The sequence below is a fragment of the Geotalea daltonii FRC-32 genome, from assembly GCF_000022265.1.
GTDB lineage: Bacteria > Desulfobacterota > Desulfuromonadia > Geobacterales > Geobacteraceae > Geotalea > Geotalea daltonii.
Window position 1 is genome coordinate 962,193 of the sequence record NC_011979.1, and the last position, 18,122, is coordinate 980,314.

The window sequence follows — 18,122 nt, forward strand, 5'->3', positions numbered from 1 at the left end:
GCCATGGCGGAAAAGAAAAAATACGACGAGCAGCGGGAACTCCCCAGCCCATGGGAATGGGTGATCATCACCCTTTTGAGCCTGGTCATCATCGCCTACGGCCTCCTTGCCTATCGCTTTGTTCTTGAGGGCCCAAGGCACTGGGATTTCGGCCAGCTGCCCGATACGCCTGCGGAATCCATCTATTCCACCGAAGAGCCGCCCCCCCGGGATGGGAAATTGCCTCGACAGCTCCCGAAACTGCCGGAGGCACAGCCGGAGAACCCGCCAAAGCCGCCCAACCAGCAGCTGAGAGAGCGGAGCCCGAACCGATGAAAAAGATAGCGGCAGCTTTTGTCATTTTTGCAGCCCTAATCGTGGCGGGCCTCTTCGGCCTGGTGCTGTACAAGGGTCCTCGCATGCAGATCCAGCAGCACCTGCGCGCCTACCAGTGGGTCCAGCCGCCGCCGGTGGATGGGGTGGTGCCGGTTACCCTGCCGGAGCAGCTGCCTTCCATGGAAGCTGCTCCGGCGGTGAGAAATCCGCTGCCGGATACGGCGGAAAACCGGCAGCGGGGACGCGTTTATTATCATTACTATTGTATCTTCTGCCATGGAAACGAAGGCGCCGGCAACGGGCCGGTCGGGGAGAGCTACATGCCGGTACCGGCAGACCTGCGCTCGAAGCGGGTCACCCGATACGGTGATGGCTACCTCCTGCGCAACATGCTGCTGGGCATTGGTCATGAACCGGTGCTGGAACGGGTAGTGCCCCCCAGGCATCGCTGGTACCTGGTGACTTATGTGCGGTCGCTGGGGAGGTAAATTTCAGGGTTTAATATTTGCTTACTTTTCCTGCCTGATTCTGCTATTTTTCCGCATAGTTGTGTCTTTGACAATCGACACGGAAGGCGACAAAGAGGGACATGTCGCCTCTGCGCAGCAGCGCCTGTCGTTCGAGCTGTGTCGAAACAGCATTTATGCAAGGAAAAGCGGATGAAAAGTGGAATTCAGGAAAATCCGGAAGAGGCAGTGCGGGGTGGGACCGAAAAGGAGTTGCGCCACGCCCATGAAGAGCTGGAACAGCGCGTTATGGAACGGACGGCCGAACTGGTAAAAGCTCTGAAAGACTTGCACCAAAAGGAACATATGCTATTGCAGCAAAGCCGTCTTGCTGCCATGGGAGAGATGATAAGCAACATTGCCCACCAATGGCGTCAGCCGCTCAATTCACTGGGCCTGAACATTCAGCGACTGAGCCTTTATCACGACGAAGGAAAATTAAGCAAGGAAGTTCTCGACCAGTCAGTGGACGTCTCAATGAAGCTCATACAGCACATGTCGCAGACCATTGACGATTTCAGGAACTTTTTCAAGCCGGACAAGGAAAAGTTGAGCTTCAAGGCTAGTGTCGTTGTTGCCAATGTCATAGCCCTCATAACCGGCAGCTTCAACCATAACCAGATCACAATCGACCTGGAGTGCGTGGACGATCCGATCATCTATGGCTACCAGAATGAATACTCCCAGGTTCTCCTCAATATATTGATGAATGCCAGGGATGCATTCGAGACGTGCAGCCACCATAACCGGCGGGTTCTTATTACCACCTGCCTGAGAAAGGCCAAATCGGTAATAACTATTTGCGACAATGCAGGAGGGATTCCCGCAGATATACTGGAGAAGGTATTCGATCCCTATTTTACCACCAAGGGCCCCCATGGAACCGGCATAGGTTTGTTCCTGGCCAAGAACATCATTGAAAGAGGCATGCATGGCAGACTGACTGCGCGAAACACCGGTGAAGGTGCGGAATTCGCCATTGAGGTATAACATGCAGTCTGCACAAAAAAAGGCAACCGATGGAGATCGGTTGCCGAGTCTGATGAAAAAGCCCCATCTGCGGCGTTGCCCTTACTAGTCGTCGCTGCGGCGTACCGTTAAGTACGCCTCACTCCTCAGGTTTCGGGCGCCTTGCACCTGGGACTTTTTGATCAGCCTTACATATTGTGACTTTGTCAGCAAAAGGCAACCGATGGATATCGGTTGCCTTTTGCAGTTAACATCGTGAGAAACCTCAGATTGCTACCTGATTGCCGGTCAGAGTGTTGTTGTTTTCGTTTGCTTCCGTCACATAATTGAAGGTGTCGACGATGACTTTGTAGGTGTAGGTACCCGGCGCGATATTTGAAGGAATGGTGACCGGGATGGCGAGTGACTGGGTGGCGCCGGCTTGGAGGCTGCTCACATAGGTGGAGCCGATCTGGATGTTGGCGCCGGAGCTGCTGGTAATATACGCATGGACGTAGAAGGAGGATGCGTCACCTGATCCGGTGTTGGCAATCGTCGTATTCAGCGAGAAGGACTGGCCAATACTTGCCGTCGCCGGGCCGGACACTGCGGTTGCCGAGAGATCGGAGCCGCTCACCGCGACCTGGTTGCCGGTCAGGGTGTTGTTGTTTTCGTTTGCTTCCACCACATAATTGAAGGTGTCGACAACGATTTTGTAGGTATATGTGCCATGGGCGGTAGTCGAAGGAATGTTGCCCGTGATGGCGAGTGACTGGGTGGCGCCGGCTGCAAGGCCGTTCACATAGGTGGAACCGATCTGGACATTGGCGCCGGAGCCGCTGGTAATGTACGCATGGACATAGAAGGAGGAGGCGTCACCCGATCCGGTGTTGGCGATGGATGCGTTGACGGTTACCGGTTTCCCGGTGTTTGCCGTCGCCGGGCCGGACACTGCGGTTGCCGTGAGATCGGAGCCGCTCACCGCGACCTGGTTGCCGGTCAGGGTGTTGTTGTTTTCGTTTGCTTCCGTCACATAATTGAAGGTGTCGACAACGATCTTGTAGGTATATGTGCCATGGGCGGTAGTCGAAGGAATGTTGCCCGTGATGGCGAGTGACTGGGTGGCGCCGGCTGCAAGGCCGTTCACATAGGTGGAACCGATCTGGACATTGGCGCCGGAGCCGCTGGTAATGTACGCATGGACATAGAAGGAGGAGGCGTCACCCGATCCGGTGTTGGCGATGGAGGCGTTGACGGTTACCGGTTTCCCGGTGTTTGCCGTCGCCGGGCCGGACACTGCGGTTGCCGTGAGATCGGAGCCGCTCACCGCGACCTGGTTGCCGGTCAGGGTGTTGTTGTTTTCGTTTGCTTCCGTCACATAATTGAAGGTGTCGACAACGATCTTGTAGGTATATGTGCCATGGGCGGTAGTCGAAGGAATGTTGCCCGTGATGGCGAGTGACTGGGTGGCGCCGGCTGCAAGGCCGTTCACATAGGTGGAACCGATCTGGACATTGGCGCCGGAGCCGCTGGTAATGTACGCATGGACGTAGAAGGAGGAGGCGTCACCCGATCCGGTGTTGGCGATGGAGGCGTTGACGGTTACCGGTTTCCCGGTGTTTGCCGTCGCCGGGCCGGACACTGCGGTTGCCGTGAGATCGGAGCCGCTCACCGCGACCTGGTTGCCGTTCAGGGTGTTGTTGTTTTCAATTGCTTCCACCACGTAATTGAAGGTATCGACAACGATTTTGTAGGTATATGTGCCATGGGCGGTAGTCGAAGGAATGTTGCCCGTGATGGCGAGTGACTGGGTGGCGCCGGCTGCAAGGCCGTTCACATAGGTGGAACCGATCTGGACATTGGCGCCGGAGCCGCTGGTAATGTACGCATGGACGTAGAAGGAGGAGGCGTCACCCGATCCGGTGTTGGCGATGGAGGCGTTGACGGTTACCGGTTTCCCGGTGTTTGCCGTCGCCGGGCCGGACACTGCGGTTGCCGTGAGATCGGAGCCGCTCACCGCGACCTGGTTGCCGTTCAGGGTGTTGTTGTTTTCAATTGCTTCCACCACGTAATTGAAGGTGTCGACAACGATCTTGTAGGTATACGTGCCATGGGCGGTAGTCGAAGGAATGTTGCCCGTGATGGCGAGTGACTGGGTGGCGCCGGCTGCAAGGCCGTTCACATAGGTGGAACCGATCTGGACGTTGGCGCCGGAGCTGCTGGAAATATACGCATGGACGTAGAAGGATGAGGCGGCTGTCGGTCCGATATTGGTAACGGTGGTGTTGACGGTTACCGTCTTGCCGGTGTTTGCGGTAGCAGGGCCGGATATTGCGGTAGCAGTCAGATCCACAGTGCCGTTGATCTGTATTGTCCGGGTTTTTGCTGCCTCCCGGAAGCCTGCCTTGTCAATGGCATAGTAGGTGATGGTGTGGGTGCCGTTGGTCGTCAGCTTTGTAGATGCCAGCGGGCCTGCAATGACAACTTCTGCTCCGTCGTTGATGCTGTAGTGAATTTCCTTAACGCCCGAGCCGGCATCGGCTCCGCTTAAGTTCACGGTCACAACGGTCGTATATGAGCCGTTACTACCCATGGTTCCCTGCAATGTGGCGGTCGTAACCGGCGGGGCTTTGTCGATGTTGACCGTAACGCTATTTACCGGCTCCGCTGCTCCATCCTTGTCTACGGCATAAAAAGTTACCGAATGGCTTCCATCGGCCGTTAAAATGAATGAGGCGGGTGAAGTCGGCTGAGTTGCTTCGCCGCCTTTATCGATCTCGTACCTGATCTCCTGCAGAGCGGCAGGAAGATCGTCTGTGATGTCGACGGTAACATCTGAAGAATACCAGCCGTTGCCGACAGCTGTTCCTGAGAGCGTTGCCACGGTTGAGGAATGGGTTTTTTCGAAAGCTCCCAGGTCCGGAGCAGCGCCATAGAAGGCGTAACCGAGGTCCAGGCCTTTTTCCAGGCAAGGGGAGAATGCCTGCAGGTGAAAATCTGCAGCTGTTGGGCTGACGAACAGGGGATCCTGGGATATGTCGTTGGCACCCGCTGCCACATTGCTGTAGTTGGTGCCGTTGTTCCAGACGTTGTTGTAATCGCTGGTGACCTTGCCGTAATCATAGGTGTACTTGCCGATGCCGACACTATTGTTGGCAAAGATGTTGTTCTTCAATACCTTCACGGAGCCGGACCTGTCGTCTCCGGAAGCAAAGGCGGTACCGTTGTTGTAGAATACCGAGTTGTAGATATACTCGGCGCCGATCAGATCGCCGCTGGTAACGGCGGCGCCGGGGTTGTTGTAGAACCGGCAGCGGATGATGTAGTTGGAGCCCTGGGTGTGGGCCCACCAGATGACAGTGCCCTTATTGTTGTAAAATTCGCAGTCTTCGAAGGTGAGACCCTTGTCAGCATAGTAGGGCCTGATCACATAGCCGGACGGGGCAGTATGGTTGTAGAACCTGGTGTTTTTGAAGTGTTGCCCGCCGAATCCTATTCCGGTGCCATGCCCCTCCATAGCCATGGCGTTGTCGTGGATGTCGCAATCCTCGATCCTGTTGTCATAGGAGTCGAAATAGAAGGCGAACTGGGTGTAGTTGCGGATCTCAAGGTTGACAAAATCCACATTGCCGGCGGCTTCTCCAGTGAAAATAGCCGTTTGCAGAGTGTTCTGCCCGTCAAGGACGGCTTTTCCGACACCCTTAATGATGATTCTCTTGTCGGGGGTGGAAGGGGAATAAATGGTCAGCGCCTCGTTATAGACCCCTTCCTGTACCTCAATGATGTCCCCTGCCGTTGCGGAATTTGCCGCATGCTGGATGGTCCTGAAGGCGCCCAGGGCGCTGTTCTCCAAACCGCTGTTGGCGTCGTTTCCATCGGTCCTTACATAGTAGATTTTATTGACGTAGGTCTCGTAAGTTCCCATATCCGGGGCGGTGCCGTTGTATGGATAGCCCAGATCGATTCCGGCATTGACGGCAGGAGAGAATGGCTTCACATGGAAATCGGCTGTTTTGGGGCTGACGAACATGGGATCCTGGGATATGTCGTGGGCGCCCGCTGCCACATTGCTGTAATTGGTATCGTTGTTCCAGACATCGTTATGGTCGCTGGTGACCGTGCCGTAATCGTAGGTGTACTTGGCTATGCCGTAACGATTGTTGGCAAAGATATTGTTTTTCAATACTTTTACGGAACCATACCTGTCGTCTCCGGAACCAAAGGCGGTACCGTTGTTGTAGAATACGGAGTTATAGACATACGCGGTGCCGATCAGGTCACCGCTGGTGACGGCAGCGCCGGGGTTGTTGTAGAACCGGCAACGGATTATGTAGTTGGAGCCCTGGGTGTGGGCCCACCAGATGACGGTGCCCTTGTTGTCGTGGAAATCGCAGTCTTCGAAGGTGAGACCCTTTGCCGCATAGTAGGGCCTGATTACATAGCCGGACGGTGCCGAATGGTTATAGAACTTGGTGTTTTTGAATACTTGCCCGCCAAATCCGATTCCTGTGCCATGTCCCTCCATAACCATGGCGTTGTCGTGGATGTCGCAATTCTCGATCCTGTTGTCGTATGAGTCGAAATAGAAGGCGAACTGGGTGTAGTTGCGGATCTCAAGATTGACGAAATCCACATTGCCGGCGGTTTCTCCAGTGAAAACGGCCGTTTGCAGGGCGTTCTGTCCGTCGAGAACTACTTTCCCCATACCCTTGAAGGTGATTCTTTTATCGGGAGTGGCTGCGGAATTAATAACCAATGCCTCGTTGTAGACCCCTTCCTGTACCTCGATAACGTCCCCTGCCGTTGCTGAATTTGCCGCATGCTGGATGGTCCTGAAGGCTCCCGATGGGCTGTTCTCTAATCCGGTATTGATGTCATTCCCATCGGTTCTGACATAGAAAGACGCAGCTGATGCTTCCCCGGACCCAATAGTTAAACAGACAAAAACGAACAGGCTCAACAATAACAAATACTTCTGGTGCAAGAACTGGAAGATTCCACTCTTCATACTCACTCTCCTTACATTTTTGATAGCGGCTCATAAAAAGCACATTACTCCGTGCAGGATCTCAGTGCTGAGCCAGGGATATTTCCAGAAAAAAATTACGGTAATGATTAGGCCAGAAGAGGAACAGGGATGGTAAATGATTTTAGTAGATATTAATTACCGCGCTTTATACTTGAGGTGTATAAAAAAGTCAACATTTATTAAAGATTTATACTTTTGGGCGCCACCATGTATCATTGGTGCAGAAAAATCATTCAGCTCCGCAAGATGGTCGTAAGAAAATCCGCCTGGAATGTTTTTAATGATTGATAAAGGCTGAATGGTGCGGTTAAAGTGGGAAGTAAGGTCCTAGAGGAAGGATCAGGAACCATTGAAGCGGAGTTTTTGTAACGGTGGCATAGCACCACCGAATCCATGAATATAATCTGTGAGATAGTAATGTCAAATACAGCACCACGCACCCGTCGCCCCCCCGAGGAGCAGGCCCGCCTTGAGGCCAGGCTCCGGGAGGTTTTCGAAGAATGTTTTCCCTTCAATCGCCTCATGGGCATCAAGGTCGAGACCCTCGATCCGCGGCAGCCGAAGATCTCCTTTGCGATGCGCCAGGAACTGGTGGGGAGCTATATGCACAGCCGGCTCCACGGGGGCGCTATTGCCACGGCCCTTGATACCGTGGGTGGTTTTGCTGTTACCCTGGCGGTGGCGGAAAAACATGCCGATGAAACGGTTGAACAGCTCGCCCAACGGTTCACCCGCTGCGGTACCATCGATCTGCGTGTGGACTACCTGAATCCGGGGGTGGGGAAACGTTTTAGCGCCACCGCCACCGTAATGCGCCTGGGGGGAAAGATCGCCTCTGTTCGCATGGAACTCCATAACGATGCCGGTGTTCTGGTTGCCATCGGCTCCGCTGCCTATGCTGTCAGCTGACGGCGTGATTTCCGTTGAAGCATCTGCAATCATGGGTAGAGCTCCTCGATCATTTATGATACTCCCTTCCCGTTTTTCTTTGCCGTTACCGGGGTGACTCTTTCCTGAACCATCGGCAGACTGTTGTAGCCGCATATTTCCGGGAAAAGGATCGCACTTACTTCATTCTCTCCAGGGCCAGCTTGGCCGCCAGGTAACCGCACAGGCCGTGAACTCCGCCGCCGGGAGGGGTGGAGGCAGAACAGATGAAGATGTTTTTGTCAGGGGTGGCGTATGGGTGAGGCCCGGCGACAGGGCGGACAACCATCTGACGCAGGTTCTGCATGCCGCCGTTGATATCCCCGCCGACGAAGTTTTCGTTGTAGGCCTGCATTGCTGCCGTATCCCTGGTTCGCCGCCCGATGATCAGGTCCTTGAAGCCGGGGGCGAACCGCTCGATCTGATTTTCAATTCTTTCCGTCATGTCGACTCTTGAGCCATTGGGTACATGGCAGTAGGCCCACCCCACCTGCTTGCCCACCGGGGCACGGTCGGGATCGAAAAGGCTCTGCTGGGCCACCAGTACAAATGGCTTTTCCGGATGCCGGCCCAGGTGGACCTCTTTCTCTGCAGCTGCGATCTCCTCCATGGTTCCACCCAGATGCAGGGTGGCAGCTCGCCGGCATTCCTCTGCCCGCCACGGTATCGGCCCGTTCAGAGCCCAGTCCACTTTGAAAATGCCGGGTCCGAACCGGTATTTTTCCAGCTGCTTCCGGTAATCGCTGTCAAAACGTTGCCGTGCCAGCTGCAGCACCTGCCGGGGTGAGACATCGAGAAAAACCGTGGTATCGGCAGGCAGTTCATCCACAGTGCCTGTCCTTCTTCCGGTTACGATTTCTCCCCCCAGTGAAAGGAAGTGCCCGGCCAATGCCTGGCTGATTTTTCCTGTTCCTCCTGCAGCCATCGGCCAGCCGTTAACATGGCCGAGGGTGCCCAAGACCAGGCCAAATGCTGCGGAACCCGGCTTGTCCAGGGGGAGAAAGGAGTGGGCAGCCATGCCCGCGAAAAGGGCTCGGGCAAGCGGTCCTTGAAAAGTGCTGCGGGCGAGGCCGACTGCCGATCTCAACCCATGGATGCCGAATCGGGCCATGAGGAGGGGGTGGGCGGGAAAGGTGAGAGGCGCCAGCACCTGGGGGGAGATTTCCTGCCAATGCTCCCTGAGCGGCATCATCAACTCCATGTACGGACGCCGATCGGGGAAATCCAGGCTGTCCACCGTTTGAAATATCTCTCTTTCCAGGACGGCTACTGTCCCGTCATCCAGGGGATGTGCCAGGGCAGCCGGTGGATAGATCCATTTCAGGCCATGATCGGCTAGGGGGAGAGAATTGAAGAAGGGCGAAAAGGCCGCAAGGGGATGTATGGCTGCACAGACATCATGGACAAAGCCGGGCAGGGTGAGTTCGGCGCTGCGGGTGCCGCCGCCGACGCTTTGTGCCGCTTCCCCAATGGTGACCGGCAAACCTGCCTGGGCCATGACAATGGCTGCAGCCAATCCGTTGGGTCCTGAGCCGACGACAAAAACTCCGTTTTCGGGCATGTTACATTTCCTCCCCTGAAAAACTGCTGATGCGCAAGGAGTTGGCAAGCACCGTCAGGCTGGAGACGACCATGGCGATTGCCGCCAAGAGCGGATGCAGCAGGCCGGCCGCGGCCGCTCCCAGGGCGATGGCGTTGTAGCCGAAGCTCCAGGCGAAATTCTGGCCGATAATTCTTCTTGTCTGCCTGCTGAGGCCGATCAGCCAGGGGATCTGCATGAGGCGGTCCGATAAAAGAACCACGTTGCCCGCCTGACGTGCCAGATCAAGACCGCTGCCGAGAGCGATTCCCACCTGGGCGGCGGCAAGGGGGGCGGCGTCGTTGACCCCATCCCCGACAACGGCGACCTTCCTGCCTGCGCCAAGGGCTTGTTCCACCACAGACAGCTTTTCACCCGGATTTCGCGGCGCCTCGACCGACCCTATCCCCGTTTGTGCGGCTACGGCTGCTGCAGCCTGCAGACGGTCCCCGGAAAGGAGTACCGATGCAATTTTCTGAGTAGCCAGTTTCTGCACTGTCGCAGCGGCGTCGCTACGTATGCTGTCCTCAAAAAGAAAGCGGCCACGGATTTGTCCATCCCACATAACATCCACCGCCGTAAAACCCTCTTCGCCTGCTGCATCGACAGTCTGCCGGAATGATGGCGATGCTCCTGCGATTATCATCCTGCTTTCACCATTTAATTTTACCAGACCATCGATTCCCTGCCCCGGCTTTATATTGACGGCGGCCGGTGATCCCAGCTCCAGACCTCTTCTTGCAGCTTCAGCTGCTATGGTTCCGGCTAAAGGATGATTGCTGGCAGACTCGAGGGTGGCAAGTAATGCCAGCAGCTGATCTTCGGTCAGCTGGGGATCAAAGACGATTATATCCTTGAGAACCGGCTGATTGGTGGTCAGGGTGCCGGTCTTGTCGAAAAAGATGAGATCGGTTCTGCCAAGCTGTTCCATGGTTTCGCTGCCGCGGACGACAATACCCGCTGCTGCGGCTCTGGCAATGGCCAGGGATGTTGCCAGGGGGGTGGCGATTCCCATGGTGCACGGACAGGCGACCACGAGAACGGAGAGAGCACTCAGAAAGCCCTGCAGCGGGTTGTCGGCCAAAGTCCAGAGAATGAGGGAAGCAAGGGCCACCAGCCCTACGGCGACAATGAACATGCCTGCTGCCCGTTCGGCAATGCGCTCTGCCGGTGAAGGATTCTGCCAGGCCCCTTGGATCATGGCAACGATCCGCTGGAGCAGAACTTCTTTGCCGGCCCGTTCGGTTTTCACCAGCAGGCTTCCCTGGCCGTTGACCGTCCCGGCCAGCACCCGTTCTCCGGGGCCTCTGCAGACCGGTAGCGGTTCGCCGGTGAAAGCGGCTTCCTCGACGGTTGTATTGCCCTCGCGGATCAGGCCATCGACGGCAATCCGCTCGCCGGGGCGGATGAGCACCAGGTCGCCGGAGTGCAACTGCTCGATGGCAACTTCCACGGCAGTTCCTTTTTCAATCTTCAGTGCCGATGCCGGCAGCAAGGATTCCATGGCATGGAGCAGGTCGGCGGCTTTTCTTTTTGCCGTCGCTTCGATGATCTTGCCGAAGGTAACCAGCACCGGCAGCATGGTTGCCGTATCGAAATATACCTGCCCGGCAGCACGCACGGTATTGAGTGTACTGACGGTAAAGGCGGTAATCGAGCCCGCCACAATGAGCAGGTCGAGGCCCGGCTTTCTCTGCAGGGCGCCCATGACCAGGGGATAGAGCAGAATGGCCATGGCCGGCATTGCCAATGCCAGCATGACCCAGCGGAAGATGGGTATTATCTCTGTCTCGACCGATCCCGAATAGAGGAGCAGGGAAAGCATCATGATGTTCATGGCCAACAGGGCGCCGAAGCCGAGTCGAAGCAGGTTCCAGGCATGATCACCTCCATCCCGGCTGCCGATAATGCCGGCAATAAGCCGACAGGCGTAGCAGCAGAAGATGGCGCCGCCGGTTTGAACAAGCGATTGACGAATCGGGAGCCCACAGTGGGCACATACTTGGGGAGATATTTCAGTTGCCGCTGTTGCTGACATGAGATTTGCCCGAGCAGCAGCCCTTGCTGCTGTCGGCTTTGGAAGTTTGCTGGAAAACCGGCTGGGAAGGACAGCCGACTAGTTGATGAAAAACTTCCGTGCCGCGCAGCACCGTAGCCATTCCCAGAAGGATGAGAATGGTTCCGCCGGCAGCTGCGCCCCATTTTTTCAGGCGAGCTCCTGCCGCCAGGCTTGCCCCTCCCAATGTCAACAGAGGAAGTGCCGTGCCTATCCCCATGGCTGCCATGGTGGTCATGCCGGTTGCGACCGAGCCCGATTGCATGGCATAGGCGAGAAAACCGATGACAACAGGGCAGGGAAGCAGCCCTGTAATAATGCCGAGTGTCAGTGCCCCGGCTGGAGAAGGTGATCGGAGCAGCGGTCGGCATAAGGTTGCGAGCAGTCCGCTGCCTGGGCCATTGGCACCCTTGCCGGGTAATATACCCAGCAGCGCCAAGCCTGCCAGAAATATCATGCTTCCGGCAAGGTAACTGATGCCGTTCTGTAGATACGTGTGCTGCAGGAGATCCGCTGCTTTGTCTCCGGTGTAACCGGCAACAGCTCCGGCGAAGGCGTAGGTGAAAATTTTTCCTGCCAGCCATGCAAACTGGGCGGCGATGGCTGATTTTTTTTCGCCGGATCGTGACAGATGGACAATAAACCCGCCGCACATGCCCATACAGTGCGGAAAAGCAAGTAATCCTCCCATAAATCCAATCAGCGCATGATTCATGGCACCATATCCTTTCCCCCTATGTTTGCCGTGCAAGATTAAATATTATCAATTTAACCTGAGACTTCAATGGCAACGCTAATTCCTTGAACATTTTATCCAGAAGATGTATTCTTTTTAAGCTTTTGACTAATTAACCAACAAGTCCAAACAGTGAGGATCTTTCATGACACCAGATGCAAAAAAAATATTCCTTTTCATTTCCCTTGTCGCCGTATTTGCCGGTGGCAATGCCGCTTTCGCCAATCCCCAGGCCGCACTCACCCCTTCTGAAAAAGAGAAAGAAATAGCACAAAAGGAGAAGGAGCTGGATGAGAAGCTGAACCGGGAAGCCAATCCCCAGATTTCAGGCAAAATCGAGGAGACCATGGACAGCGGCAGCTATACCTACGTGCTACTGGCCAACGGTGAGAAAAAAACCTGGGTTGCCATGCCCCAGATGAAGGTGGCTGTAGGGCAGGAATTGATCTTCAATTGCAACAACGAGATGTGGAATTTCAAGAGCAGGTCCCTGGAGCGGACTTTCGAACGAATTTATTTCTGTAATGCGCCGGAGAAAACGGTCGGCGGTGCAGACGATGGCAAGATGGCCGGAAAAGCTTCTGCCGGCAGTGCCGGCGCCGTAGCGTCTCCCGCCGAGAAGATAAGGGTGGAAAAGGCGGCCGGCACGGATGCCTATACCGTTGAAGAACTCTACTCTAAAAAGGCATCTCTGGATAATAAAGCGGTAGCTGTAAAGGGAAAGGTGGTTAAGGTTTCTGCAGGAATCATGGGCAAGAACTGGATCCACGTTCAGGACGGCAGCGGTGATGCCAATAAAAGGACCAACAACCTGGTAGTGACCTCCCAGGATGTTCCCAAGGTCGGCGAGATAGTCACCGTCAACGGGACGCTGAGAGCCGACAAGGATTTCGGTGGTGGCTACAAATACGCCGTCATCGTGGAAGAGGCTGCCATCAAATAATTCTTACCCCCTGGTAGCGAAAAAAGCCCCCTCCGCAAAGGGGGTTTTTTAATTTTTCTCCTTACCGCATTCAGGAGGTAAATATGAACCTCGTTGGATCCCGCCTTCTCAGAATGGCCCTTCTCGCCTTAGCCGCTTTTGGTCTGTCCCTGGCACTTTTCCTTTCCGGCCTTTTTACCACCTTTGAATTCAAATTCTATGACCTGATGTCACGAAACCTGAATCCAGCCAGGGGCCCAGGTGATATCGTCATTGTGAAAATAGACCAGCAGAGCCTTGATGCCCTGAGCAGTGAGAACATCAACTGGCCCTGGCCCCGGCAGATGTATGCCCCCCTCCTGGATTACCTGTCCCAGGCTGATGGGGTGCTGGTCGATATCATCTTTACCGAGCCATCCTCCTACGGTGAAGAAGACGACCTCCTCCTGGCTGAGGCGCTGAAGAAGGCGGGCAATGTTTTCCTTCCCATCTTTCTGACCAACGACAATCGGCAGATGGGAGCGGAGGAACTGGCGTTCATGAAGAGTAGCGCCATACCCCATGTCCTCTCCACCCGTCTTATCTACCAGTCGGCATTAACCAATATCGAAAATATCCGAACTGCCGCCCTCGGTGCAGGAAACGTGGTCATGAAACCCGATGCCGACGGCACCTATCGTCGGGTGCCGCTCTCCTTCCGGTTTCGCAATGAAACAATCCCTAATTTCGTTCTGGCAAGCCTGCTAAAGGATAAAAAGATAACTGTGCAGGAGGGTAAGTTGTCTGCCGCCAACAAGCCGCTGCCGCTTTTGGGGGATTCGCTGCTGCTTCGTTTTTATTCGGACCCGGAACCCTTTACCATAATTTCAGCCGCCGACATTTTCAAGTCGTCCATCGACAGCGAAGCAGGCAGGACGCCTGTTATTGCCAGGGATTTTTTCAAGGGAAAAAGGGTCTTCATCGGCCTCACTGCAGCTGGGCTCTATGATCTGAAGCCTACCCCCATAACCGCCGTTTCAACGGGGGTCATGGTCCATGCTACGGCGATGGATAATCTGCTGCACCGGCACTTCATCAGGCAGTTGCCGTCTTTGGCATCAGTTATCCTCATGTTCCTCCTGTCGGGGGCAATTTGCCTCTTTGTTCTTACCCATCATAAATTCAGTACCAACCTGGCGTTCTTTGCTGCCGCAGCTGCCTTTGTCCTTGGCCTGTCTGGCCTGCTTTTCAAGAACGGCATCTACCTGCAGGTGATTCCTTCTGCGACAGCCCTGGTAGTTGCCATGATTGCTTCCGTTGCCTTTAGCTATGCCACGGAAGGGAAAGAACGGCGCTTTGTCCGCCGTGCTTTTGCCCAGTATATGGATGAAACGCTGGTCGATTACCTGCTGCAGAATCCCGACCTGATCAAGCCGGGGGGCCAGCGGCGGCGGGTCTCGGTTTTTTTTGCCGATATCGCCGGCTTCACCACCATAGCCGAGAGATTGCCGGCAGAGGCCACAGCGAAGATACTCCACACTGCTCTCAACACCTTCAGTGAGGTCATCATCCGCAACCATGGCGTCATCGACAAATATATCGGCGACTGCATAATGGCCTTCTGGGGGGCACCCATCGCTAGTGAAGATGACGAGCTCAATGCTTGTCGGGCCGCAGTGGAGTGTCAGGAGGCCCTGGTGGAGATCAATCGTGGGCTGATAGCAGATGGATTGACGGAAATAGCCATCCGCATCGGCATAAATTCCGGGGATGCCATCGTCGGCAATCTGGGAAGCGACAGGCTCTTCGATTTCACCGCCATCGGCGACACGGTCAACCTTGCTTCCCGTCTGGAATCGGCCAACAAGTATTTCAAGACCAGGATCATGGTCAGCGAGGATACTTTCAGCCGCACGGGAGATGCCTTTATTTCAAGGGAACTGGGCCTGATCGAGGTAAAAGGCAAGTCTCAGCCGATCAGGATCTATGAGCTGCTGGTGGCGGTGGACCGCTCGGAACTGGAGGTCAAGGCTTTTGCAGAAGCCTATGGGGTGGCGTACCGGACGTTCACCGGCGGCAACTGGCAGGAGTCTGCCGATCTTTTTGCTTCCTTTCTCGAATCCTATCCCGATGACGGGCCTGCCGCCTATTATTTGAAATGGTGCGGCGATCTGCAGGCAAATCCACCATTGACTAATGACTGGAATGTGATAAAAATGACCGAGAAATGAGAACTATCAAAATCATCATAATGGGAATTATCTTCCTGCAGCTTGGCGGCATCTCCCTGGCTGCCGATTCGGCGCGGGTCATTGTCAAGGAAAACGCCATCCGGGAGCAGTGCCGCTTCTTTTCACCGGTGAAGGCCAAGATCCGGCTCAATGATCTTTTGACCATCACCGGCAAAAGCGGTGACTGGTACAAGGCCAGCTTCAAAGGGATCAACGGGTGCGTTCACAAAAGCGCCATCGAGCAGAAGTCTTTCAAGTTGGGAAGCCTTGCCGGCTCCAAGGGAAGGACTGCATCCAAAGACGAGGTCTCACTTGCCGGGAAGGGTTTCAATCCCCAGGTGGAGGCATCCTATAAGGGAAGTCATCCCGAAGCGGATTTTCGCGCCGTCGACACCATCGAGGGGTTCAAGGTGAGCAGCGAGAGTCTGGGCGAGTTCCTGAAAAACGGGGGATTGAACGAGCAATGACCAGGAAACTGCTTTATATGGCCCTGGCCGGCTCGCTGCTCCTGACCGGCTGCCGGCTTGAAAATCTTTCGGCAGAACAGATCAACCTTATCACCAGCTCTGTTTCCTCTACGTTCAAGGCTGCCCGGCCTATCAGCGAGGAAGAAGAATATTACGTGGGGCGTGCCGTGGCCGCCAAAATTCTCACCTCGTACCGGCTGGTCAATAACAGGAACCTGACCGACTATGTGAATCTGGTCGGTCAGGCAGTGGCCATTCACTCGGAGAAGCCATTCACCTTCGGCGGCTACCATTTTGCCGTTCTGGACAGCAGCGAAATGAATGCCTTCGCCTGCCCTGGGGGCATTATCTTCATCACCCGCGGCATGGTGGCTGCTGTTAAGAATGAGGATGAACTGGCGGCAGTGCTGGCCCATGAGGTCGGCCACATCAATCACCGTGACGGCATTGGCGCCATATCCCAGTCCCGCTGGACCGAGGCGCTGACCACCATCGGCAGCGAGGCGGCAAAGACTTACGGTTCCAAGGATGTGGCAAAGCTGGTGGGGTTATTTGAAGGTTCCATCGATGACGTTTTCAAGACCCTGGTCGTCAATGGTTACGGCCGCAGCCAGGAATATGCCGCCGATCAGGCATCGCTCAATTACCTTACCGCCACCGGCTACGATCCCCATGCCCTGAAGGCTTTTCTGGACAGGCTTGTCTCCCGGAGCAAGGGCTCGGAGGGGGGCATCATGAAAACCCACCCTGCAACCAGGGACCGGGTAGACAATGTTGCCGCCAACATGCCGCAACAGCAGGCCGACACCGCCCACTTCAAGGAGCGGAGCCGCCGGTTTGCCTCGATGATGGGTAAATAAGCACTTTCTGCACACATCTCCTGCCGACGATGGACTTTCATGACCCTCACCGCTCTTATCTGTTACTTGCTCGTTGCCGCTGCCGGCTACTTTCTTCGGTTTCTCAATCTGCAGCACCTGAAGAAACATGGCTCGGAAATCCCCCCCGGCTTTGAAGAGGCCATTGACGCCGGCACCCTGGCAAAAACCTCCGCATATACAGTGGAGCAGAGCAGGCTCGGTCTGGTCGAATCCATTTTCGACAATATTCTGTTGCTCCTTTTTCTCTTCGGCGGCCTGATTACCGTCTACGACCGATTCATTGCCTCCATCAGCAGTTCTTTCATCTGGAACGGGGTGCTCTTTTTTCTTATTCTCACCCTCATCCAAACGTTGCTCGATCTTCCCTTCAGCCTTTACGGCACTTTTCGCCTGGAAAAGCGCTTCGGCTTCAATACCACTACCCCTCAGGTGTGGGTTTCCGACCTGTTCAAATCCACGGCCCTATCGGCGGTGATTCTCGTCATGCTGACCTCCGGCGCCCTTGCTTTGGTGCAATGGAGCCCGCAACTGTGGTGGCTGTGGGTATGGGCTTTTTTTGCCGCCGTCTCCATCTTTTTCATGTATGTCTCCCCGTATATCATCGAGCCCCTCTTCCACAAGTTCGAACCGGTCAAGGATGCGGAGCTGGAAGGAGAGATTCGCGATCTTATGGAAAAGGCCGGACTCCACGTGAGCCGGGTCATGCAGATGGATGCCTCCCGGCGCAGCCGCCATTCCAATGCCTATTTTACCGGCATTGGCCGGGTCAAGCGGATCGTTCTCTACGATACTCTCCTGGAGCAGATGGACAGGCACGAGATCCTGGCCATCCTGGCCCACGAGGTTGGACACTGGAAGAAAGGGCATGTGTGGAAGCGCCTGGTGACCACAGAAATCTCCGCCCTGGCAGCACTTTACCTTTCGTACCTGCTTCTTGAATGGGGAGGGCTGCCGTCGGTGCTCGGTCTGACACAGCTTTCCTTTGCCGGGCAACTGGTGGTTCTCGGCTTCATCAGTTCCGTCATCATGTTTCCCTTCACCGCCGTCTCAAGCTGGTTCTCGCGTCGCCATGAGTGGGAGGCCGATCAATTTTCCAGGGAGCTGACCGGGAATCCTGCTGCTTTGGCAACGGCCCTTGTAAAACTGAACAGGGAAAACCTGGGCAATCTCCACCCCCATCCGGTTTATGCCAAATTCTACTATTCCCACCCGCCGGTTGTTGAAAGGGTTGCGCGGTTGCGGCAGCCATAGGTTTGGCAGTGGTACGATCAAATCGCCTGTCTACGCAATTTCCGGCGATGCGGCCGCTGCTGCGGTAAAAGGCGGGGTAGAAGCTGGGCAGCAGTACAGCGGCGAATGGGAAGCTGTTCAAGAAATGACTCTCACTGACTTAAACCATCAGGTCGCTCCCAAGTCGGAATCTTTGCAGTGCGATGCCTGCCACAGCGAGAACACAATTCGACTTCAAGGTCTGGAGATTAGGAGCCGGAGAAAATAACGGTATGGTTGCAATTGCAAAAGGCCCGGCGGGATTTCCTGCTGGGCC

The 18,122-nt window shown here is 55.3% G+C and carries 14 protein-coding genes; 10 read left to right on the forward strand and 4 right to left on the reverse strand.

The genetic code is table 11. The annotated features are described in order from the left end of the window. The first annotated feature begins 3 nt into the window (after window positions 1–3). The 3 genes from GEOB_RS04355 to GEOB_RS04365 all read left to right on the forward strand — a co-directional run bounded on the left by GEOB_RS04355 (window position 4) and on the right by GEOB_RS04365 (window position 1,811). Window positions 4–315, forward strand: coding sequence for a hypothetical protein (locus tag GEOB_RS04355; RefSeq protein WP_012645964.1), 312 nt, complete (start codon window positions 4–6; stop codon window positions 313–315). Beyond that, window positions 312–803, forward strand: a complete 492-nt coding sequence (locus tag GEOB_RS04360) for a c-type cytochrome (protein WP_012645965.1) — start codon at window positions 312–314, stop codon at window positions 801–803. The genes GEOB_RS04355 and GEOB_RS04360 overlap by 4 nt, the downstream gene beginning before the upstream one ends. A gap of 171 nt (window positions 804–974) precedes the next feature. Then, the gene (locus GEOB_RS04365; RefSeq protein ID WP_012645966.1) at window positions 975–1,811 is read left to right on the forward strand and encodes a sensor histidine kinase; all 837 of its coding nucleotides are present in this window, start codon (window positions 975–977) and stop codon (window positions 1,809–1,811) included. 244 nt (window positions 1,812–2,055) lie between these two features. Here the strand turns inward: GEOB_RS04365 and GEOB_RS04370 are convergent, their stop codons facing one another. Beyond that, complete coding sequence (locus GEOB_RS04370; protein WP_012645967.1) at window positions 2,056–6,777, reverse strand: CARDB domain-containing protein; 4,722 nt, start codon at window positions 6,775–6,777, stop codon at window positions 2,056–2,058. Window positions 6,778–7,215: 438 nt separating this feature from the next. On the opposite strand from GEOB_RS04370, the gene GEOB_RS04375 reads away from it, so the two are divergent. Then, window positions 7,216–7,707 (forward strand): thioesterase family protein, encoded by a 492-nt coding sequence (locus tag GEOB_RS04375; RefSeq protein WP_012645968.1) that lies wholly within the window; start codon window positions 7,216–7,218, stop codon window positions 7,705–7,707. Between the two features lie 157 nt (window positions 7,708–7,864). On the opposite strand, the gene GEOB_RS04380 is transcribed toward GEOB_RS04375, so the two are convergent. From GEOB_RS04380 to GEOB_RS04390, 3 genes are read right to left on the reverse strand one after another with little or no spacing between them, the layout of a single operon-like run. Then, window positions 7,865–9,286, reverse strand: coding sequence for a phytoene desaturase family protein (locus GEOB_RS04380; protein WP_012645969.1), 1,422 nt, complete (start codon window positions 9,284–9,286; stop codon window positions 7,865–7,867). Between the two features lies 1 nt (window position 9,287). Next, window positions 9,288–11,342 (reverse strand): heavy metal translocating P-type ATPase, encoded by a 2,055-nt coding sequence (locus GEOB_RS04385; RefSeq protein WP_012645970.1) that lies wholly within the window; start codon window positions 11,340–11,342, stop codon window positions 9,288–9,290. Then, the gene (locus tag GEOB_RS04390) at window positions 11,320–12,075 is read right to left on the reverse strand and encodes a sulfite exporter TauE/SafE family protein (RefSeq protein WP_012645971.1); all 756 of its coding nucleotides are present in this window, start codon (window positions 12,073–12,075) and stop codon (window positions 11,320–11,322) included. The genes GEOB_RS04385 and GEOB_RS04390 overlap by 23 nt, the downstream gene beginning before the upstream one ends. Window positions 12,076–12,241: 166 nt before the next feature. On the opposite strand from GEOB_RS04390, the gene GEOB_RS04395 reads away from it, so the two are divergent. From GEOB_RS04395 to GEOB_RS20645, 6 genes are all read left to right on the forward strand, one after another. Further along, window positions 12,242–13,039 (forward strand): hypothetical protein, encoded by a 798-nt coding sequence (locus tag GEOB_RS04395; protein WP_012645972.1) that lies wholly within the window; start codon window positions 12,242–12,244, stop codon window positions 13,037–13,039. Window positions 13,040–13,122: 83 nt separating this feature from the next. Beyond that, window positions 13,123–15,228 carry a CHASE2 domain-containing protein gene (locus tag GEOB_RS04400; RefSeq protein ID WP_012645973.1) on the forward strand — a complete coding sequence of 702 codons (2,106 nt, stop codon included), beginning with the start codon at window positions 13,123–13,125 and terminating at the stop codon, window positions 15,226–15,228. Next, on the forward strand, window positions 15,225–15,695 hold the full coding sequence (locus GEOB_RS04405) for a hypothetical protein (RefSeq protein WP_012645974.1): 471 nt from the start codon (window positions 15,225–15,227) through the stop codon (window positions 15,693–15,695). Before GEOB_RS04400 ends, GEOB_RS04405 begins: the two co-directional genes overlap by 4 nt. Continuing rightward, on the forward strand, window positions 15,692–16,555 hold the full coding sequence (locus GEOB_RS04410) for a M48 family metalloprotease (protein WP_012645975.1): 864 nt from the start codon (window positions 15,692–15,694) through the stop codon (window positions 16,553–16,555). The genes GEOB_RS04405 and GEOB_RS04410 overlap by 4 nt, the downstream gene beginning before the upstream one ends. A gap of 39 nt (window positions 16,556–16,594) precedes the next feature. Further along, window positions 16,595–17,827, forward strand: coding sequence for a M48 family metallopeptidase (locus GEOB_RS04415; RefSeq protein WP_012645976.1), 1,233 nt, complete (start codon window positions 16,595–16,597; stop codon window positions 17,825–17,827). After that, window positions 17,763–18,074 carry a hypothetical protein gene (locus tag GEOB_RS20645; RefSeq protein ID WP_083767192.1) on the forward strand — a complete coding sequence of 104 codons (312 nt, stop codon included), beginning with the start codon at window positions 17,763–17,765 and terminating at the stop codon, window positions 18,072–18,074. The genes GEOB_RS04415 and GEOB_RS20645 overlap by 65 nt, the downstream gene beginning before the upstream one ends. Window positions 18,075–18,122 lie beyond the last annotated feature (48 nt).